General features: G+C 71.1%; 18 protein-coding genes and 1 pseudogene. 12 read left to right on the top strand and 7 right to left on the bottom strand.

The genetic code is table 11. The features are described from left to right. Nucleotides 1-24: 24 nt before the first annotated feature. Entirely contained in the window at nt 25-957 is a 933-nt protein-coding gene (locus ACWCRD_RS28925) for a TIGR03619 family F420-dependent LLM class oxidoreductase (protein ID WP_450968693.1), read from the bottom strand. Continuing rightward, the gene (locus ACWCRD_RS28930; protein ID WP_450968694.1) at nt 954-2,003 is read right to left on the bottom strand and encodes a LuxR C-terminal-related transcriptional regulator; all 1,050 of its coding nucleotides are present in this window, start codon (nt 2,001-2,003) and stop codon (nt 954-956) included. The genes ACWCRD_RS28925 and ACWCRD_RS28930 overlap by 4 nt, the downstream gene beginning before the upstream one ends. A gap of 526 nt (nt 2,004-2,529) precedes the next feature. Between ACWCRD_RS28930 and ACWCRD_RS28935 the strand changes: the two are divergent. The 3 genes and pseudogenes from ACWCRD_RS28935 to ACWCRD_RS28945 form a co-directional block, all read left to right on the top strand. After that, a pseudogene (locus tag ACWCRD_RS28935) lies at nt 2,530-3,423 on the top strand (amidohydrolase); the annotation flags it as partial. A gap of 113 nt (nt 3,424-3,536) precedes the next feature. Then, complete coding sequence (locus ACWCRD_RS28940; RefSeq protein ID WP_450968695.1) at nt 3,537-4,109, top strand: MarR family winged helix-turn-helix transcriptional regulator; 573 nt, start codon at nt 3,537-3,539, stop codon at nt 4,107-4,109. A 463-nt stretch (nt 4,110-4,572) separates the two neighbouring features. After that, entirely contained in the window at nt 4,573-4,758 is a 186-nt protein-coding gene (locus ACWCRD_RS28945; protein ID WP_450968823.1) for a PucR family transcriptional regulator, read from the top strand. Between the two features lie 233 nt (nt 4,759-4,991). Here ACWCRD_RS28945 and ACWCRD_RS28950 read toward each other — a convergent pair whose 3' ends face one another. Next, nucleotides 4,992-5,834, bottom strand: coding sequence for an SMP-30/gluconolactonase/LRE family protein (locus ACWCRD_RS28950; RefSeq protein ID WP_450968696.1), 843 nt, complete (start codon nt 5,832-5,834; stop codon nt 4,992-4,994). Between the two features lie 117 nt (nt 5,835-5,951). Continuing rightward, a complete protein-coding gene (locus ACWCRD_RS28955) occupies nt 5,952-6,764 on the bottom strand; it encodes an SAM-dependent methyltransferase (protein ID WP_450968697.1) in 813 nt (270 codons plus the stop codon). A 45-nt stretch (nt 6,765-6,809) separates the two neighbouring features. Here ACWCRD_RS28955 and ACWCRD_RS28960 point away from each other — a divergent pair, with 45 nt between their 5' ends. Continuing rightward, nucleotides 6,810-8,252, top strand: a complete 1,443-nt coding sequence (locus tag ACWCRD_RS28960; RefSeq protein WP_450968698.1) for a PP2C family protein-serine/threonine phosphatase — start codon at nt 6,810-6,812, stop codon at nt 8,250-8,252. Between the two features lie 21 nt (nt 8,253-8,273). Here the strand turns inward: ACWCRD_RS28960 and ACWCRD_RS28965 are convergent, their stop codons facing one another. Continuing rightward, on the bottom strand, nt 8,274-8,714 hold the full coding sequence (locus ACWCRD_RS28965; RefSeq protein WP_344398716.1) for an ATP-binding protein: 441 nt from the start codon (nt 8,712-8,714) through the stop codon (nt 8,274-8,276). 191 nt (nt 8,715-8,905) lie between these two features. Between ACWCRD_RS28965 and ACWCRD_RS28970 the strand changes: the two genes are divergently transcribed. Genes ACWCRD_RS28970 through ACWCRD_RS28980 form a run of 3 tightly spaced genes read left to right on the top strand, consistent with a single transcriptional unit; the run spans nt 8,906 to nt 10,874 of the window. Next, entirely contained in the window at nt 8,906-9,784 is an 879-nt protein-coding gene (locus ACWCRD_RS28970; RefSeq protein WP_450968824.1) for a helix-turn-helix domain-containing protein, read from the top strand. Next, nucleotides 9,781-10,071, top strand: a complete 291-nt coding sequence (locus ACWCRD_RS28975) for a DUF397 domain-containing protein (RefSeq protein ID WP_450968699.1) — start codon at nt 9,781-9,783, stop codon at nt 10,069-10,071. The genes ACWCRD_RS28970 and ACWCRD_RS28975 overlap by 4 nt, the downstream gene beginning before the upstream one ends. Next, complete coding sequence (locus ACWCRD_RS28980) at nt 10,068-10,874, top strand: SAM-dependent methyltransferase (protein ID WP_450968700.1); 807 nt, start codon at nt 10,068-10,070, stop codon at nt 10,872-10,874. The genes ACWCRD_RS28975 and ACWCRD_RS28980 overlap by 4 nt, the downstream gene beginning before the upstream one ends. Nucleotides 10,875-10,947: 73 nt before the next feature. Here ACWCRD_RS28980 and ACWCRD_RS28985 read toward each other — a convergent pair whose 3' ends face one another. Further along, nucleotides 10,948-12,000 carry a glycoside hydrolase family 5 protein gene (locus tag ACWCRD_RS28985; protein ID WP_450968701.1) on the bottom strand — a complete coding sequence of 351 codons (1,053 nt, stop codon included), beginning with the start codon at nt 11,998-12,000 and terminating at the stop codon, nt 10,948-10,950. Between the two features lie 191 nt (nt 12,001-12,191). Between ACWCRD_RS28985 and ACWCRD_RS28990 the strand changes: the two genes are divergently transcribed. Together ACWCRD_RS28990 and ACWCRD_RS28995 are read left to right on the top strand one after the other, a co-directional pair. Then, nucleotides 12,192-13,247, top strand: coding sequence for a LacI family DNA-binding transcriptional regulator (locus tag ACWCRD_RS28990; RefSeq protein ID WP_450968702.1), 1,056 nt, complete (start codon nt 12,192-12,194; stop codon nt 13,245-13,247). An 80-nt stretch (nt 13,248-13,327) separates the two neighbouring features. Further along, nucleotides 13,328-14,062 carry a YqjF family protein gene (locus ACWCRD_RS28995; RefSeq protein ID WP_450968703.1) on the top strand — a complete coding sequence of 245 codons (735 nt, stop codon included), beginning with the start codon at nt 13,328-13,330 and terminating at the stop codon, nt 14,060-14,062. A 10-nt stretch (nt 14,063-14,072) separates the two neighbouring features. Here the strand turns inward: ACWCRD_RS28995 and ACWCRD_RS29000 are convergent, their stop codons facing one another. Then, complete coding sequence (locus ACWCRD_RS29000) at nt 14,073-14,576, bottom strand: hypothetical protein (protein WP_450968825.1); 504 nt, start codon at nt 14,574-14,576, stop codon at nt 14,073-14,075. Nucleotides 14,577-14,737: 161 nt separating this feature from the next. Between ACWCRD_RS29000 and ACWCRD_RS29005 the strand changes: the two genes are divergently transcribed. From ACWCRD_RS29005 to ACWCRD_RS29015, 3 genes are all read left to right on the top strand, one after another. After that, nucleotides 14,738-16,000 (top strand): MFS transporter, encoded by a 1,263-nt coding sequence (locus ACWCRD_RS29005; protein ID WP_450968704.1) that lies wholly within the window; start codon nt 14,738-14,740, stop codon nt 15,998-16,000. Between the two features lie 54 nt (nt 16,001-16,054). Continuing rightward, a complete protein-coding gene (locus ACWCRD_RS29010; protein WP_450968705.1) occupies nt 16,055-18,436 on the top strand; it encodes an ATP-binding cassette domain-containing protein in 2,382 nt (793 codons plus the stop codon). Nucleotides 18,437-18,584: 148 nt separating this feature from the next. Next, the gene (locus tag ACWCRD_RS29015) at nt 18,585-19,226 is read left to right on the top strand and encodes a class I SAM-dependent methyltransferase (protein ID WP_450968706.1); all 642 of its coding nucleotides are present in this window, start codon (nt 18,585-18,587) and stop codon (nt 19,224-19,226) included. Nucleotides 19,227-19,288: the final 62 nt, after the last annotated feature.

A 19,288-nucleotide genomic window follows, 5' to 3' on the forward strand; every position in this document is an offset into this window, starting at 1 on the left:
CGGTCCCACTGTGCCAAGTACACGTCACGAGACCCGGCGCATCACGTCACGGCAGAACGCTCCGACCCCGTCCGGGTCGTCGATGAACTGGTTCGGCTTGATGCAGAACGTCGTGAAGCCCTGCTCGAGCTGCTCGGGGATCGACGCGAGAGCTGCGCCGAGGTCCGCCGGCGAGTGCTCGTCGGGGAAGACGGCATGGGTGCCGCCGATCATCTCCAGTTCGGCGGCGTCCCGGCCTGCGGCAGCCATCGCATCCTTGAGCAACTGCAGGTCCTGCGGTGTGGCCCGACCCAGCGGGTGGAAACCGTGGCCGTACCGGACGAGTCGGCGCAGCACGGGCCCGTGCAGTCGCTGTCCGCCGAACCACAGCCGCGGACCCTCCGGACGGTATGCCTTGGGCTCGAAGTAGACGTCCCGGAAGGGGTAGTGCGCGCTCTCGTGCGAGATCGGGGACGGCCCCCAGGCCTTGGCCCAGACCTCCAGGTGTTCGTCGAGCAGCCGCCCCCGCGTGCCGAAGGGCACCCCCAGCGCGTCATACTCGTCCTTGCTCCAGCTGACCGTCGGCTGCACCACCAGCCGGCCCTCGCTGATCAGGTCGAGGGTGCCCAACTCCCGTGCCATGAGCAGCGGATGACGCAACGGGGCCAGTACGGCCGCGGCGGCCAGCCGCAGGCGCTCGGTGACGGAGGCAATGGCGGCGAGCAGCAGCAGCGAGTTCGGCCAAGGGGTGTACGGGTCCTGGTTGCCCGGGAGGGCGTAGTCGCGGGGGTTGCCCATGACGCCGTCGGCGCCCGCGTCCGGTCCGAGCACGATGTGTTCGCTGACCATGACCGAGTCGAAGCCGGCGTCCTCGGCCTCGCGGGCCCACCGTACGGCCGTGGGCAGATCGGCGCGGCTGCCTGTCAGGGTCCAGTTCTCGCTGAGGACGAGCAGCATGCGGGGCGTACGGGCCGTCATCGGTTCTCTCGCTCCTCCCGGGCGGCGGGCGCCCGTTCCACGAAGTACTCCAGGTCGTCGGGGGTGGGCCGCAGCACGCCGTCGCGTACGGCGAGCGCCGTGGCCTCGGCGCGCGAGGCGCAGCGGGTCTTGCGCAGCAGGTGCTCGACGTGGCTGTGCACCGTGCGCGGCGAGAGGAACAGGGCCTGCGCGATGGCCTGGTCGGTCCGGCCCCTGACGGCCCGGGTGAGAACCTCCAGCTCGCGGGGGCTGAGGCCGTACGGCAGTGGGGCGCGCTCCTCGTGCACCAGGACCGCGTTGCGGGCGGCACCCGGCCCCACCGTGCAGCGGTGCAGCACGACCCGGCACCAGCCGGACCCGAGCGGCCACAGCATCCGCGACCGCAGCCCGCCGGACAGCACGAACACCTCGACGAGCAGGGCGAAATCCGGGTCCTGCAACGATCCGGCGGGCGCCCGGCCCGGCAGGTCGATCACCCCGTCGGCGGTGACGAGGTTCGCCACCGCGCCCGGCGGCAGGCTGCCGATGCCGTCGGCGTGAGCTGTGGGGTCGGTGAGGACGCCCAGTGCCGGGAGGATCGAGGCGAGCAGGTGCCGCGCCTCGGTGTCGTAGGCGTCGGCCCCCTCGGTGGACAGGTGGATCAGGCCGACGAGCCGACCCTCGTGGCGCAGCGGCCCGGTCAGTCCGTCACGGAATCCGGCCGGCCGGACCCGCTCGGCGTAGAACCAGCCGTGCCGGAACCGGAGTCCTGGATCGTCGGCGTCCTCGGAGACGGAGCGGGGCAGCTCCTGCTCTACGACATTGCGGTACCACGGGGTCGAGACGAACTCGGCGGCCAGCGCCTGCGAGGTCTCGGCGGTGTAGCCGACACCGGCGATCTGCACATGTTCCCCGGAGAGGGGGTCGATGCCGAGCAGGGTGACGGCGTCGAAGGGGAGGGCCCGGCCGAGCTCCTGCAGCGCCTGGTCGCATGCGGTGGCCGTGTCGCGTTCGCGGGTGAGCATGCCGATGCGGGTCGCGGCGGCGATCTGCTGGTGGGTGAGCATGCGAGCCTCCCGAGGGCTCTGGTGACCCGAGGATTGTTTGGGCCCTAACGGTAAGTGGGGCGAGCGCGCAGGACAAGCCGTTCGCCGTTGTGCGTGACCGGTTTCCCGCAGGTGGGCAGTGGGCGCTCGGAGAGTCGGTATTTGTACGGATGGCGGGGCGAACAGGCCCGGGGCTTTTCTGTTCGGCACCACCGGACGCCCGCCGTGACGGGCCCGTTTCCCACACTCGCCGAACAGCGGGGCACGGCCGTCCTGTTCGCGTCCAGCGACCCCGAGGAGGTCGTCGCACTGGCCGACCGCTGCCTGATCGTCTCCGCCGGCCGGATCACCGGCGAACTGACCGGCCCCGAAATGACTGAGTCGGCCCTCCTGTCGGCGGCACACGACCCGGCCGTGTCCCACCCGGTCCACTCCGGCCCGAAGGAGCCCGCCCCACCCGCACACGACCCAGCCACAAGCCAACCCGCCCCGCCCGCACATGCTTCAGGCCGACTGGGTCCGGGCGAATCCAACCTGCTCGACTCCGGTCCGCGCCCGGGTCAGCGTCCTGCTGCTGCCCGCGCCGATGGGCGGCTGCGCCGACGACGTACGCAAGGGCCTGGCGGAGCTGCGGCGCCCGGAGTCGGCCGACCCGCGTCTCCTGCGCGCCATCGGCGTCAAGATCTTCGCCGACGGGGTGCCACCGAACCGTACGGCCTGGATGAAGGAGCCGTACACCGACGGCGGCCACGGCGCGCTGTGCGTGCACGGCGAGACCCCCGCGATCCAGGTCGACGAACTGCGCGAGATGATTCGCACCGCCCATGAGGCGGGCTTCCAGCTGGGCGTGCACGTCACCGGTGACCGCGCCATCGACACGGTCGTGGACGCCTTCGTAGCCGCCAACGAGGCCGCGCCCCGGCCCGACGCCCGCCACTACGTCATCCACGGCGACTTCATCAGCGCCGCCAGCCTCGCCAAGCTCGCCGCGCACGGCTACGGAATCAACATGAACCCCGCCATCAAGTGGACGATCTCCGACCTGATGGACGAGGTCGTCGGGCCCGAGCGGTCCGCCTACCAGTGGCCCGTACGGTCCGCCGTCGAGGCCGGGATCGCGGTCTGCGCCAGTTCGGACGCACCGATCACCGAGCCCGACTGGCGGCAGGGAGCGGCCGCGATGATGCTGCGGGAGTCGAAGGCGAGCGGCCGGCGCAGCGGCCCTGAGCAGTGCGTGGGCCTCGCCGAGGCCCTGCGGGCGTACACGGTCAACGCGGCCCGGCAGGATTTCGCGGAGGAGTGGAAGGGGACGGTCGAGGCCGGCAAGGTCGCGGATCTGTGCGTCCTGGACCGGCCGTTGCTGGGCCTGGATCCGCACGAGATCACGGACGCAGAGGTGGACCTGACGGTGTTCGACGGTCGCATCGTCCACGAACGCTGACACCCTTCGCGATTCTCTGCGTGATTCTCCGTGTGGCTCGCCATGTGACTCGCTTCGTCATTCTCTTCGTACAATTTGAGTCCGAACGGTCAATGAAGTGCGAGGGAGCGCCCGTGCCCGGCCAGCGATCCATCACCGAAGCCGAGAAGCTCGCCGCGGCGAAACTCGGCGGCATCCCGGTACGACGGGACCAGATGGCCGCCGTGGCCAACATCTACCGGGCGGCCTCCGCCGTGCGCCAGCACGTGGAGAACTCGGTGCTGCGCGGCTCCGACCTGACCTGGACGGCGTTCGTCGTGCTGTGGGTCGTATGGGTGTGGGGCGAGTCGGAGACCCGGCACGTGGCCGAGGAAGCGGGCATCTCCAAGGGGACGCTGACCGGGGTGTCGCGCACCCTGGAGTCGCGCGGACTCGTCAGGCGGGCCGGCCACCCGACGGACGGCCGGCTTGTGCTGCTCAGCCTCACCGAAGAGGGCGAGCAGCTGATGCAGCGGCTGTTCCCGGCCTTCAACGAGGAAGAGGCCTTCGTCACCGGCCGGTTGACGGACGAGGAGTGCCGGACCCTGGCGCAGGGTCTGCGGCGCGTGGTGATCCAGGTGGAGGAGAACGGCGAGGAGCGCCGCCAGTCCCTCCTCAACGGCGCCGAGCCGGCACCCCGGCGGAGTGGCCGACGGCCGAAGGGCTGAGTTTCGGCCGCCGTGCCCCGCATGGAGATCGCCACAGACACCGACGATCCGCGGGGCGACACCGAGCACGGTGCACACGGTCCCCACCGGGCAGTCGTACGGGGGTGTCCCCTTCGGCTCGGGATCCCTCATCGCGGACGAGGACTCCCCCATCCCAGCCTCCCAGCCCAAGCCGACCGCGACGGCGTGTGGTTCGAGGGCACACCGCCCACCTCGCCCTGTCCTCGCGGGAACGCTGCGCGACCGGAGACGAACGTGTGCCCGCTCGCGACGGCCCTCAGCCGCCGCCGGGGCCTTTCCGCTGCCCGTCGACGAACGCCAGGGCCTCCCGCGCAAGGGGTGACCAGTCAAGGGCGGAGTCCGGGGAGAGAGCGAACCACTCCTTCATGGCCGCAACCGCCTGGTCGACCTCACCACCGCGGATCTGCGCGCCCAGCCGGACTGGCCGGCGCTCCGCGGCACGATCACCGCCTGGTGCGAGAGCGGATTCAACCTCACACGGGCCTCCGCCGCCCTGCACATCCACCGCAACAGCGTCGTCCACCGCATGAAGAAGATCGAGCAGATCACCGGCCGGCCGCTGCGCGAACACCTCACCACCATGGCCCTCTACCTCGCCTGTCTGGCGGACCGGATGGGCAGTGGCTGACGGACCTTTTGCCGGCGGCTGTCAGACCCGGCCGCGCACCGAGGTCGACACGCTGACCGAGATCGCCGCCGCGTGCAGCTCGCCGGCTTTCACGCCCTGATCCCGGCCACCGCGGTCGCCACGGCCGACGGCCATGTCGTCAACGGCAGGCGACCGATCCGGAGATCTACGGCCGGGTCCTGTCGGGACTCGATGCGGGCACGCCGTTCCTGTGAGGCAGGGGCGGCATGCTGCTACGGCCGTCCTGCTCCCGGCACCTCGACGCGCACCGCGAGCACCTGCCCGGTTCCGGGTGCCACCATCTCGGTCTCGGTCATGCCCTGCCAGCGGGCCGCGGTGATGAACAGCGTGCTGCGGTCGGGTCCGCCGAGCACGCAGGCGAAGGCTCCGCGGTCAAGGGGCACGGTCTGCAGGACGGTGCCGCCTCCCGCGACGCGCACGCACCGCCGGTTGGGCACGTCCGCGTACCAGACGGCGTTCTCCGCGTCGATGCAGATGCCGTCCGGGACGCCCTCGCCCAGGTCGGCCCAGACGCGCCGGTGCGACAGGGTGCCGTCGGCCTCGATGTCGAAGGCGAGCAGCCGGCGGCGGTAGGAGTCGGCGACGATCAGGGTGGTGTCGTCGGCGGTCACCGCCATGCCGTTGGGAAAGGCGATGTCGTCGGCCACCTCGCGGACCGAGCCGTCGGGCGCAGCCAGGTGGACGGAGCCGGGTTTGACGTCCTCTCCCGCCATCGGGTCGAAGTCGGCGCGGTTGACGTAGGTGTTGCCGCGGCCGTCCGTCACGATGTCGTTCCAGCCCGGGACGCCGAGATCCGCGTACTCGACCAGGCTGCCGTCGGGCTCGCGGCGCAGCAGCCGGCCCTCCGCGGACGAGACGATCAGCAGTGGGCCGTCGGGCAGCCAGGCGGTGCACAGGGGCAGCGACGGCACCTTCGCGACGACCTCGGTGCGGCCGTCCCGGTCGACGGAGAGGACCTCGCCGGCGGTCCAGTCGGAGAAGTACAGCCGGTCGCCGTGCCAGCGGGGTGACTCGACCAGGCCCCGTCCGGTGAGCAGCGTGGATACGTGGGTCATCGTTCTCACAGCCCTGGGCTCGGGCCGGCCCGGTGCCGGCCTCTCACCCTCTACACGAACGAGGGACCGCCGGATCGACAGCGCGCGGCGGCTGGTACCCCGGTCGCTGCGGCCCGGCTACGCGGCCTTGCGGCCGACTCCCGCATACACCCAGTACTCCGACGGCTTGTCCGGGATCGGGTCGCCGGGGTCGGGGCGCCACAGGGGTACGTGGACCAGGCCCGGCTCCACCAGGTCGAAGCCGGTGAACAGGTCGTGGATCTCGTCGTGGGAGCGGGCGGTGACCGGGGAGGTGGCCCTGGCGCTGTACAGCTTGCTCACGGCGGCGGCCGTGTCCGGGCGGTGCTCGTTCGTGGCATGGGTCAGTGCCAGCCAGCTGCCCTCGGGCAGGGCGTCCCGGAAGGCGGCGACGATGCCTGCCGGGTCCTCCTCGGGTGTCACGAAGTGCAGGATCGCGACCATCAGGACGGCGACGGGCTGCTCGAAGTCGATCAGTTTGCGCAGCTTCGGGGCGGCCAGGACGTCGGCCGGCCGGCGGATGTCGGCGTCGACGATGTCCGCGTCCGGGTTGTCCGCGAGCAGGGAGGTGCTGTGGGCCACGGCCACCGGGTCCTTGTCCACGTAGACCACCCGGGCCCCGGGGCTCGCCGCCTGGGCCACCTCGTGCACATTGCCCTGGGTGGGGATTCCGGAGCCGAGGTCGATGAACTGTCGTACCCCGGCGTCGACCAGGTGTCGCACGGCCCGTCCGAGGAAGGCGCGGTTGGCGCGGGCCAGCGTGCGGACCTGGGGATCGATGCCCGTGACGGCCGCCACCGCTTCCCGGTCTATGGCGAAGTTGTGCTGCCCGCCCAGCATGGCGTCGTACATACGGGCCACACTTGCCTTGTCGGGATCGGTCCCCGGCGGAATCCGTTCGTTGTCGAGCACCACAACTCCCTTTCCGACCAAAGGCCTTGACGCGACATCATATAGTTGCCGACGACACACGGCGAGCCACCCTCATCGCCGTGCGCCCGGAGCCCCACACCCGGAAAGGCACGACCCCTGCGGAACGAACCGCGCAGCCGCACCGACGTACCCCCCGCCGCACTGCCCTCGCCCCGCCGGTCGGCCTTCTCCCCCGCCGCCGACGCCATCGGTTCGGAACTCGACCTGGGGCTGACCGGCAGCCATGTCGTGCACGCGCTGACCCCCGGCTTCTGCGACGCGGCCTCGCTCTATCTGCTGGAGCGCTGGCTGCGCGACGAGAACGCGTACGCCGTCGCGGACCCGCCCCAGATAGAGGCGCGCCGTCTGGCGCTGCGCATCGGCACGGACGCGGCGGAGGACTGGGCGGGCGTGCTGCCGGTCGGCGAAGTGATCGTCTTCCCGCGCGAGACGCCGTATGCGCGTGCGCTCGCCGCCGGGCACGCGCAGTTGCTCGACACGATCGACCCGCACACCTCCCAGCGGCTGATTGCCTCCGGTGGCGGCGACGCGCGGATCGACGATCTGCTGCGCGTGTCGTCCTTCGTCGTCGTCCCGCTGCAGCTGCGGGGCACCGCGGTCGGCTTCGTGGCCTGCTCGCGCGGCCCGGACCGGGCTCCCTTCCGGCCCGCGGACGTCGTGGCCGCGGAGGCGCTGGCCGCTCGGGCCGCCACGGCCCTGGACAACGCGCGCCGCTACGAGCGCGAGCGCCGTACCGCCCTGGCCATCCGGAACAGCCTGCTGCCCGGCACGGCACAGGAGGTCGAGGGCTGCCGCATCGCCCACGGCTGCCTGCCCGCCGGGCAGGGCAACATCATCGGCGGTGACTGGTTCGACGTGCTGAGACGGCCCGGTGACCGGGTCAGTCTGGTCGTCGGGGACGCCATGGGGCACGGCCCGGAGTCCGCCGTCGCCATGATCCAGCTGCGCACCGCCGTCCGCACCCTGGCCACCCTCGACATCCCGCCGGCCGATCTCATACGCCGCCTCGACGCGCTCGCCTGCGACACCCCGGGAGCATCGTTCGCCACCTGCATGTACGCCGAGTGGGACGCCCGGCGGCACACCTGCACGCTGGTGGGGGCCGGTCACCCGCCCCCGCTGCTGCGCGGCCCCGACGGCCGGACCGCGCCGGTCGCGCTCACCGGCCCGGGCCTGCCCCTGGGCCTGGGCACGGGCAGCTACGAGGCGACCGTGCTGACCGTGGACGAACCTGCTCTGCTCGTGCTCTACAGCGACGGCCTGGTCGAGTCCCGGGACGCCGACATCGACCAGGAGATCGTCCGCCTCGCGCGCGCCCTGGACGCGGCGGCCGTCGAGTCCGCGGCCGCCCGCGAGCAGGACCCGCTGCAGTCCCTGTGCCGACGGCTGCTGAGCACCCCTTCCGCCGCGGCCGCCGCCGACGACCGCACCCTGCTGCTCGCCGAGCTGACCCCCCAGAAGGGCTGAACGCCCTTCCCCGGCAAGCTCTCAGGCCGTCAGGTGCGCCCACACGGCGTTGCCGCCGGTGAGTCTGGACCGGTCGACTCCCCAGCTGTCCGCGACCGCCTCCACGATGAGCAGTCCGCGGCCGCTCTCGTCGTCGGGGCACGGCTCGCACCGGGGCAGGGCGCGGTCGCTGCGGTCGTGGTCGTGCACCTCGAGGCGCAGGCACTGGTCGGTGATGAGCCCGATGCCGCACAGGATCCGGGCGCTGAGCGTGTGCCGTACGGCGTTGGTGGCCAGTTCGGACACGAGCAGGACGGCGTCCGCGCACAGGTCGCCCGGCAGCCGCCAGGCGCTCAGCCGCGCGCCGATGGAGCGGCGGGCGACCTTGATGCTGGAGCGGTGCGGCGGCAGTTCGAGCCAGTGGGTGCGCTCCTGGTTCGGGGCGTCTAAGAGCTGCGGGGAGGAAGTCGTGTGGGGGGACACGCAGTTGCCTTCCGTGGGGAGCGGGGCGCGCAGTGACCGTCGAGACGATTCACGCAAGTAACTATGCTCACAGGGCAGTTCAAGCTGCAACCAGCTGCCTGATAATTTCATGGAGCCGGTATCTGTCCGTCCGCATCGTCAAGTCGCTTCCGGCGGCGTCGCGGTGACGGCGACTCAGGAGGTAGTGCGTGGTGAACGAAGGTCGGTCGGGCGCGGGCAACAGCCCCAGCGCACCCACCGTTCTCCGCATGATCCTCGGCCGGCGGCTGCAGGAGCGGCGCCAGGATGCGGGTCTGACGCTGGACGAGGCGGCCAGGGCCCTGCGGGTGACGTCCTTGACCATCCGCCGCCTGGAGAAGGCGGAGGTCGGCCTCAAGCCCCTGTACGTGGACAAGCTGCTGGAGACGTACGGGGCCGACCGGCAGGAGATCGACGAGTTCGTCGCCCTCGCCGAGCGGGCCAACGAGCCCGGCTGGTGGCATGTGTACCGCGATGTGCTGCCGAGCTGGTTCAGCGGCTATGTGAGCCTTGAGTCCGGGGCGACGACGCTGCGCACCTACGAACCGCACTATGTGACCGGGCTGCTGCAGACCCACGACTACGCGCGCGAGGTGCTGCGCGGCGGCTTCCCGGGCGGCAGCGAGGAGGACCTGGAGCGGCGGGTGGATCTGCGGCTGCGCCGGCAGGGCCTGCTGGAGAGACCCGATGCGCCCACGCTGTGGGTGGTACTCGAAGAGACGGTGCTGCACCGGGTGGTGGGCGGCCCCGAGGTGATGCGGGAGCAGATCGACCGGCTCCTGGAGGCCTCGGAACTGGAGCACGTCAGCGTCGACGTCGTGCCGTTCTCCGCGGGCGCCCACGTCGGAGCGTGTGCCCCCTTCACCTACTTCCGGTTCAAGGAGCCCGAGCTGCCCGACATCGTCTACAGCGAGATCCTCTCCGGCGCCATGTACCTGGACCAGCGCTCGGACGTCGCGGCCCATCTCGAGGCGCACAACCGCATGTCCCTGCTGACCTCGGACACGGACAGCAGGGCGCTCCTGAACCGCATGCGAAAGGAGTACTCATGACCAGCGCCGACAGCGTTGTCCAAGGCGTCTACAACGGCATGCCCGCGACGGACCTCGGCGAACAGGGCTGGGAGTCTCCGTGGAGCGGCCCCAACGGGGGCCAGTGCGTGCAGACGAAACAGCTCGCCGACGGCCGGGTGGCCCTGCGGCAGTCGACCGACCCCGCGGGCCCCGCGCTGATCTACACCCCGGAGGAGATCACCGCGTTCGTCGCGGGAGTCAAACGAGGTCTCGCCGATCATCTGACGGCCCTGTACCCCCCACGTCCACCGAAAGGGACAGCATGACCAACTCGCACGCCGCGCGGGACATCGACACCAGCAGGCCCCACTCCGCCCGGATGTACGACTACTACCTCGGCGGCAAGGACCACTTCGAGGTCGACAAGCTGGCCGCGGAGACCGTCGCCTCGGTCTATCCGGCGATCTTCGTGTGCGCCCGTGAGAACAGGGCGTTCATGCATCGCGCCACTCGCGTGCTCGCCCAGGAGCACGGCATCCGCCAGTGGCTGGACATCGGCACCGGCATCCCCACCGAGCCGAACCTGCACCAGGTGGCCCAGTCCGTGGTCCCCGAGGCCAGGGTGGTCTACGCGGACAACGACCCGCTCGTCCTCAAGTACGCCGAGCGTCTGATGCGCAGCACGGCCCAGGGCCGCACCACGTACATCGAGGCGGATGTCAACGACCCGGCCGCGCTGCTGAACTCCTCCGCGCTGGCCGAGGTCCTGGACCTGAATCAGCCTGTGGCCCTGTCCCTCAACGCCCTGATGCACTTCGTGACGGACGCGCAGGACCCGTACGGCATCGTGGACCGTCTGCTGGCCGTCCTCCCCTCGGGCAGCGCACTGGCCCTGAGCCACTGCACGCCCGACTTCGACCCGGCCACCTGGCAGAAGGTCACCGACATCTACACCAATGCGGGCACGCCGGTGCAGTTCCGCTCGAAGGACGACGTCGCCAAGTTCTTCAGCGGACTGGATCTGCTCGACCCCGGAATCGCGGTCGGCCACCGCTGGCGCCCGGACGGCGACTCCGGCGCCACGGACGCCGAGGTCAGCCTCTGGACCGGGGTGGGCATCAAGCCGTAGCGGTGACGTTTCGGAGAGACCGGACGGCCCCGGGCCCAGTGGCTCCGGGGCCGTCCGGCGGCTGTGGCGCGGGTCAGTGCTGGACGGGCCGGCCGCGTCCCCAGGCCCAGGCGAGACGGTCGGCGCCGGACTGGTTGGTGGTCGCAAGCCAGGGGCGGGAGGCGTCGCCGACGAGCTTCTGTATCGAGTAGGTGTCGTCGGTGCGCAGGCCCGGCCAGTACACCGAGCCCATCTTCAGCTCGCGGGCGGTGTCGGTCTCGGCCTGGATGAAGTTGACGTAGTTGTCGTCGGGCGCCGGCTTGTCGTAGTTCAGGCCGGTGGTCATCGGGGCGCCGAACTCGTCGATGACCGTACGGCTCGCGCAGTCGCCGATGCGCTCCTTGAGGTCGGCGGTCCACTGGTCGTAGGTGGCGTACGACTTCCAGAAGCCGTAGTGGTGCAGCGACAGGTAGGTGCCCTTCAGCCGCGGGTCGGCGCAGACCGAGGTGACGTGGTCGTTGTAGCCGGCGCCGCTGACGAAGACGCGGCCCCGCGGGACGGATCCGTATGTCGACAGCCACTTGGCGGCGATGTCGGCCCACTGGGTGTCGGTGTAGCCGTGCGGCTCGTTCATCGGCTCGAAGTAGACCTTCGAATTGCCCTTGTAGGCCTTGACGACGGTGTTCCACATCGGCCAGTAGGTGGCCTCGTCGTCGATGAAGCCGTCCTTCTGCGCGCCCGTCCCCTCCCAGTACGACAGGATCACCTTGAAGCCCTTGTCCGTCGCCGCGTCGATCACTCCGCGGTACGACTTCCAGTAGGAGCCGTTGACGGTGTACGGGTTGATGGGCAGGCGGACGGTGTTGGCACCGAGGTTGGCGCGGAACGCGGAGATGACCCGGCTCGCCTTGGTGTACGTCTGGGCGTAGGTGTCGGAGAGCGACAGGCCGGACAGGACCACGGGGTCGTTGGCGTAGTTGTCACGCGGGTCGGCCCAGTTGACGCCCTTGAACTGGGTGGTGTCCGTCTTCGGTGCGGCGGAGGCGGGGCTGCCGGTGAGGGTCGCGCCGCTGACCGCGGCGATCGCGACCGCCACACAGGCGGCGCGCAGCCGGGGAGCGAGGCGGTGGGTGGGGGTCTTGCGCATCGACGTGGCCTTTCAGGAGGTCGGCTCGGCACCCCGCATGTTTACGTAAACATGTGCTGTCGTCGCAGCGGATGTTTACGTAAACTCGGCGGCGCCGGAATCGTGGCATCCGCCTCAGCGGCCGTCAAGGCTCCTCACGCGTAACATCCGGTGCGTCGCGCAACAGGTCGGGGCACCCGAGGGAGGCACCAGTGGTGGAACGGGGCAGCACCGGCGTCCCCGGCGGACGCCGCAAGCAGCGGGTCTCCATGGCCGACGTCGCCAAGCTCGCGGGCGTGTCCTCCCAGACGGTCTCGCGGGTCTCCAACGGCTATCCCGGGGTGATCAGTTCGACCCGGGAGCAGGTGCTCTCGGCCATGCGGGACCTGGGCTACCGGCCCAACAGCGCGGCGCGCGCCCTGCGCTACGGCCAGTTCAACACCATCGGCGTGATCCTCTTCAGCCTGTCCTCCACGGGCAACAGCCGCACCGTGGAGGCGATCGCCACGCATGCCGCGGCCGAGGGGTACGCAATCACCCTGATCCCCATCGACGTCCCCACCCAGGACAACGTCCTGGGCGCCTTCACCCGCATGGGAGAGCTGGCCGTCGACGCCGTCATCGTCATCATGGAGATCCATCTGCTGGACACCGGCACCGTCCAGCTACCGCCCGGCGTGCATGTCGTCGTGGTGGACTCCGACGCCGGTGACCGCTACAGCGTGGTCGACACCGACCAGGCCGACGGCACCCGCAAGGCCGTCAGTCACCTGCTCGAACTGGGCCACCGCACCGTCTGGCACGTGACCGGCCCGGAGACGTCCTTCGCCGGGCAGCGCCGCACCCAGGCCTGGCGCACGGTCCTCGAGGAGGCGGGGCGCCCGGTGCCGCCGCCCCTGCACGGCGACTGGTCGGCCGAGTCGGGCTACGCGGCAGGGCTCACGCTCGCCGAACAGCCTGACTGCACCGCCGTGTTCGCCGCCAACGACCAGATGGCGCTGGGCCTGCTGCGCGCCTTCCACGAGCGCGGTCTGAGGGTGCCCGCGGACATCAGCGTCGTCGGCTTCGACGACATCCCCGACGCCGCCTTCTTCGTGCCGCCCCTGACCACGGTCCACCAGGACTTCGCGGAGGTCGGCCGCCGCTGCGTCCAGGACGCCCTCCAGCAGATCCGCACCCGCGGCGACTCCAAGCCCGGCACCGATCTCGTCCCGACCAGCCTGGTCGTCAGGCACAGCACCGCCGCCGCGCCGGACCGGCAGCGATGACTGTGCCGTGGCGCACAACGCCGGCGAACCCGGGCCCGTTCGAGCAGCCGGGCCGCTGCCCGCGTGCTGGAAGGCCGAGCATGGAGATCGAACCGGTCACCCCCTCGACCCCGCGGCCGGTGCGCAGGCCGACGCTGGTGCAGGGCTGGCACGAACTGACCTTCCTGCACTGGCCGGTCGAGCCGGAGCGGGTGGCTCCGCTGCTGCCTTCCGGGACCCGCCCGGACACGCTCGACGGGGTCACCTACGTCGGCCTGGTGCCGTTCCTGATGCGCGGCGTGGGCCTCGGTCCGGGGCCAGGTCTGCCGTACCTGGGAACCTTCTGCGAGACGAACGTACGGCTGTACTCGGTGGACGAGCGGGGCCGCCGCGGTGTCGTGTTCCGCTCCCTGGACGCGACCCGGCTGCTGCCCGTGCTGGTGGGGCGGCTGGGCGTGCGGCTGCCCTATGTGTGGTCGGCGATGCGGCTGCACCGCGAGAACGACAGGATCACCTACACCTGCCGTCGCGGACGGTCCACGGACCGCGGCCCCCGAAGCCGGGTCGTGGTGCGGCCCGGCGCGCCCATAGCGCAGCCCACAGCGCTGGAGCTGTTCCTCACCGCCCGCTGGGGCATGCACGTCCCCTGGCACGGCCGCACGGTGCACCTGCCCAACGAGCATGCGCCCTGGCCGCTGCACCGGGCCGAACTGCTCGACCTGGACGACGAGTTGATCATGGCGGCCGGTCTGCCGCGGATGGCGGAGGCGCCGGTCAGCGTGCTCTGTTCGCCGGGCGTCTCGGTCCGGTTCGGGACGCCGTCCGCCGCCCGCTAGAGGACCCGGCTCACGAGGCACGCGGCCGTGGTGCCGGGCCCGCCACGCCCAGTTGCCTGATGGTCCCGCCGAGCCTGGGCCGGAGCCGCTCCAGCATCTTCGGCTGCGCGCCGACCACCCAGCGGGTCCCCACGAGGTACTTGCCCCCGTACATGGCGGCGCTGTCCAGCCAGACCTGCTGGAACTCGTCCTGGGGGAAGGTGGTGATGAGGTAGTCGGCCTTCTTCGTGTGGCAGACCCCCTGGCGCAGTTCCTCCGCCTCCACCCGGATCCTGGCCCTGCAGCCGGTCAGTTCGGCGATGACCTCCACCTTCGCCGGTGCCACAACTCCCGCCTCCGGGGCGGCGGTCACCGCCGTCCTGCTCGCCCTGGAGCGTTCGTAGGCGTCGTCCTCTCCCCCGCCGCAGGCCACGGCCAGCGGAAGGAGCGCCAGGCTGCCGGCCAGTGTCGCGCCGCGTACGAGCCGGGTCGTGGGCGGGATGCGTACCGTGCGTCCTCGCGGGGGGTGCGGCAACACGTGCGTCTCCATCTCGGCGCCGGTTCGGCCCCGCCCCGGACGGACGGGCGTACCACAGGGGTACGGAGGGACGCCGACGGCTGTTCACCAGGCGTCGCATACAGAGCGATCAGGAATCGAGAAGCGCCATCCCCTCGGCCACACCTAGCGTGAGCGGGGTGATCCGACGCCTCGTTCCTTCCACGTACCGGCCGGTCCTGGCCCACCGGCTGTTCCGGCGGCTGTTCCTCGGCTTCGCGGTCTCCTGCCTCGGCGACGGCATGAGCTTCGTCGCGGTGGCGTGGCTCGCCATCGAGCTCGCGCCGCAGGCCGGTGCGGGGCTGTGGGTGGGCGGCGCGGTCGCCGCTTACACCCTGCCGGGGGTGCTCGGAGCGCTGCTGCTCGGCCGCAGGCTGCGCCGGGTGCCGGCCAGGCGGCTGCTGATCGCCGACAGCGTGGTGCGCGGGGTGTTCATCGGGGCCGTGCCGGTCGCCTGGCTCGCCGGGCTCCTTACACCATGGCTGTACGTCGCGCTGCTCGCGGTCTCGTCACTGCTGCACGCCTGGGGCAGCGCGGGCAAGTACACCCTGCTCGCCGAACTGCTGCCGGACGAGCAGCGGCTGGCCGCGAACACCCTTGTCGGCTCGCTCGAATTCGCCGCCACGATCGCCGGGCCCGCGCTCGCCGGAGTGCTGGTGACCTATGGGAGTTCGGCGCTCGTACTGGGCCTGGACGCGCTCACCTATGTGTTCCTCGCCGTGCTCGTCGTACGCACCCGAGTGCCGGAGTCGAGGCAGGTCTCCCCCGTCGACGGGACGGCCGCCCGCGGCGGGCTCGCTCTGTTGCGGTCCCGTCCCGAGCTGCTGGGACTGCTGGCGCTCACCTGGTTCTTCAACTTCCTGTACGGCCCGGTCGAGGTCGCCCTGCCGCTGCATGTGACCGAGGACCTGCACGCACCCGGCACCCTGCTCGGTCTGTACTGGATGCTGTTCGGCCTCGGGGCCGTGCTCGGCTCGCTGGCGGTCGGTGCCCTGCAGCGGCTGCCGCTGTGGCCCGTGACGGTCGGCATCGTGACGGCCTGGGGGCTCGTACTCGTGCCGTTCGGGGCCGGTGCGCCGACGGCCGTCACCGTCGCGTGCTTCACGCTCGGCGGCGCGATCTACGGCCCGTTCGTGGCGCTGTCGGTGACGCTGATGCAGGCCAAGTCGCCTCCGCAGCACCTGGCGGCGATGCTCGCGGCCCGCAGCGCGGTGCTCCTCACCGCGTCGCCGCTGGGCACGGCGCTCGGCGGACCGCTCGCCACGGCGCTGGGCCCGCGCGCGACGCTCGGCGGCTCGGGGCTCGCCACCGTGGCGGTCGGCGCGCTCACGTGCGTCCTGCTGCTCGCCCGGCGCGGGAACCGAGCAGGAATCGAGAAGCGCGCTCTGGTGAGCCGCGGCTAACGTGACCGCAGAAGACGACTGCCGCGCCCGCCCGGCCCGACCCATGGAGAGACGATGACCACGGCGAAGAGGACGAACGCGCAGGTGTCCGCGCTGCATGCCGCAGACAGCCACGACATGATCCGCGTGCACGGCGCGCGCGAGAACAACCTCAAGGACGTCAGCATCGAGATCCCGAAGCGCCGGCTGACGGTGTTCACGGGTGTCTCCGGCTCGGGCAAGAGCTCGCTGGTCTTCGACACGATCGCCGCGGAGTCGCAGCGCCTGATCAACGAGACCTACAGCGCCTTCGTGCAGGGCTTCATGCCCAGCCTGTCGCGGCCCGAGGTCGACGTCCTGGACGGTCTGACGACCGCGATCAGCGTCGACCAGCAGCGGATGGGCGCCGACCCGCGCTCCACGGTCGGCACCGCCACCGACGCCAACGCGATGCTGCGGATCCTCTTCAGCCGGCTCGGCAAGCCCTACGTCGGCCCGCCCGGGGCGTTCGCCTTCAACGTCCCCTCGGTCTCCGCGGCCGGTGCGATCTCGGTGGGCGGCGGCGCCAAGCAGAAGGTCACCTTCAACAAGGTGGGCGGCATGTGCCCGCGCTGCGAGGGCCGCGGCTCGGTCTCCGACCTGGACCTGACCCAGCTCTACGACGACAGCAAGTCGATCAACGAGGGCGCGTTCACCATCCCCGGCTACACCGGCAGCGGCTGGAACTCCAGGCTGTACGCGGAGTCCGGCTTCTTCGACCCGGACAAGCCGATCAGCAAGTTCACCAAGAAGGAGCTGCACGACCTGCTGCACCGGGAGCCGACCCGGATGAAGATCGCGGGCATCAACATGACCTACGAGGGTCTGATCCCGCGCATCCAGAAGTCGATGCTGTCCAAGGACAAGGAGGCGATGCAGCCGCACGTGCGGGCCTTCGTGGAGCGTGCGGTCACCTTCACCGTCTGTCCCGAGTGCGAGGGCACCCGGCTCGCCGAGCACGCCCGCTCCTCGAAGATCAAGAAGATCTCGATCGCGGACGCCTGCGCGATGGAGATCAGGGACCTCGCCGACTGGGTGCGCTCACTCGCGGAGCCGTCGGTGGCGCCGCTGCTCACCTCGCTGCAGCAGACCCTCGACTCGTTCGTCGAGATCGGTCTCGGCTACCTCTCGCTGAACCGGCCCGCCGGCACACTCTCCGGTGGTGAGGCACAGCGCGTGAAGATGATCCGCCACCTCGGGTCCTCGCTCACCGACGTCACCTACGTCTTCGACGAGCCGACCGCGGGCCTGCACCCGCACGACATCCAGCGGATGAACGGCCTGCTGCTGCGGCTGCGCGACAAGGGCAACACGGTGCTCGTCGTGGAGCACAAGCCGGAGGTCATCGCGATCGCCGACCACGTGGTCGACCTCGGCCCCGGCGCCGGCACGGCGGGCGGCACCGTCTGCTACGAGGGCACGCTCGACGGGCTGCGCGGCAGCGACACCGTCACCGGGCGCCACCTCGACGACCGCTCGAAGCTCAAGGACGGGCTGCGCAAGGCCACCGGCACGCTGGAGATCCGCGGCGCCACGGCGAACAACCTGCGGGACGTCGACGTGGACATCCCGCTCGGTGTGCTCGCCGTGATCACCGGTGTCGCGGGGTCCGGCAAGAGCTCGCTGGTGCACGGGTCGATCCCCGCCGAGCTCGGGGTCGTCTCGGTCGACCAGAGCCCGATCCGGGGTTCGCGGCGCAGCAACCCGGCGACGTACACCGGTCTTCTCGAACCGATCCGCAAGGCGTTCGCCAAGGCCAACGGCGTCAAGCCCGCGCTGTTCAGCGCCAACTCCGAGGGCGCCTGCCCCACGTGCAACGGCGCGGGCGTCATCTACACCGACCTGGGGATGATGGCCGGGGTCGCCAGCACCTGCGAGGACTGTGAGGGCAAGCGGTTCGACGCCTCGGTCCTCGAGTACCGGCTCGGCGGCCGGGACATCTCCGAGGTGCTCGCGATGCCGGTGTCCCAGGCCCTGGAGTTCTTCGGCGAGGGCGAGGCCCGCACTCCGGCCGCGCACAAGGTCCTGGAGCGTCTCGCGGACGTCGGGCTCGGCTATCTCACCCTCGGCCAGCCGCTCACCACCCTCTCCGGCGGTGAGCGCCAGCGCCTGAAGCTGGCCACGCACATGGGAGAGAAGGGCGGTGTCTACGTCCTCGACGAGCCGACCACCGGCCTCCATCTCGCCGACGTCGAGCAACTCCTCGGTCTGCTGGACCGGTTGGTGGACTCCGGCAAGTCCGTGATCGTCATCGAGCACCACCAGGCGGTCATGGCGCACGCCGACTGGATCATCGACCTCGGTCCCGGCGCCGGCCACGACGGCGGACGCATCGTCTTCGAGGGCACCCCGGCCGACCTGGTCGCCGCCCGCTCCACCCTCACCGGCGAGCACCTCGCGGAGTACGTCGGCGCCTGAGCGCCTGTGTCATGTCCCAGGCCGGATCAGCGCACGGCGTCATGGGGCCCCGGGCGCACGGCCGGGGATTTGAGACGGGCGCTGAGCGCCGCGCCACATGTCCGGTCGGCCTTGACCCTGCCCAAGGGGCAGGGCCGACCGCGGCGGTATGGATGACGACGCACTGCCGGCCGAGCAGTTGGCCTACTACCGGGCCGGCGCGGCCGAATACGACCGGCCCTATGCGCAGCTCGCAGACCTGCAGGAACTACTGGCCTCCATCGACGGTCTGCCGATTGCGGGAGATGTGCTGGAACTGGCCTGCGGAACGGGCCAGTGGACCCGGCTGCTCGCCACGCGGGCGCGCTCGGTGACGGCCGTCGACGCGGCGGCCGAGACACTGGCGCTCGCCCGTGCGCGCACCGACGCACGCACCGTCGAGTTCGTCGAGGCCGACCTGTTCGAGTGGCGGCCGCCGCGGCGCCATGACACCGTCTTCTTCGCCTTCTGGCTCTCGCATGTCCCGCCGGCGCGGTTGCCCCGCTTCTTGAGCACCGTCGCCGAAGCACTCGCTCCGGGCGGCAAAGCGATCTTCATCGACGACGGGCCCGCCGAGGCCGCGACGGAGGACGTCCTCGCGGATCATCCCGTCCCGGCGGCGGTGCGACGGCTCGACGACGGCAGCGAGTACCGCATTGTGAAGGTCTTCCACGATGCCCGGGCGCTGACGCGCGACCTCGCCGCGCTGGGCTGGTCGGTTCGCATCCGGCCGGTGGCCGGTCGGTTCATCGCCGTCGCAGAACCTGCGTAGGACACCCGTACATCGGATCAATCTCCGACGCGTTGGGACCGTTGACGCCTACCGTGCACCAG

This window comes from Streptomyces sp. NPDC002092, from assembly GCF_053593775.1.

Coding starts and splice junctions, on each gene's coding strand:
- ACWCRD_RS28925 (WP_450968693.1), bottom strand. CDS start 957: ATGACGGCCCGTACGCCCCGCATGCTGCTCGTCCTCAGCGAGAACTGG.
- ACWCRD_RS28930 (WP_450968694.1), bottom strand. CDS start 2,003: ATGCTCACCCACCAGCAGATCGCCGCCGCGACCCGCATCGGCATGCTC.
- ACWCRD_RS28950 (WP_450968696.1), bottom strand. CDS start 5,834: ATGACCCACGTATCCACGCTGCTCACCGGACGGGGCCTGGTCGAGTCA.
- ACWCRD_RS28975 (WP_450968699.1), top strand. CDS start 9,781: ATGACCAGCGCCGACAGCGTTGTCCAAGGCGTCTACAACGGCATGCCC.
- ACWCRD_RS28980 (WP_450968700.1), top strand. CDS start 10,068: ATGACCAACTCGCACGCCGCGCGGGACATCGACACCAGCAGGCCCCAC.
- ACWCRD_RS28985 (WP_450968701.1), bottom strand. CDS start 12,000: ATGCGCAAGACCCCCACCCACCGCCTCGCTCCCCGGCTGCGCGCCGCC.
- ACWCRD_RS28995 (WP_450968703.1), top strand. CDS start 13,328: ATGGAGATCGAACCGGTCACCCCCTCGACCCCGCGGCCGGTGCGCAGG.
- ACWCRD_RS29010 (WP_450968705.1), top strand. CDS start 16,055: ATGACCACGGCGAAGAGGACGAACGCGCAGGTGTCCGCGCTGCATGCC.
- ACWCRD_RS29015 (WP_450968706.1), top strand. CDS start 18,585: ATGGATGACGACGCACTGCCGGCCGAGCAGTTGGCCTACTACCGGGCC.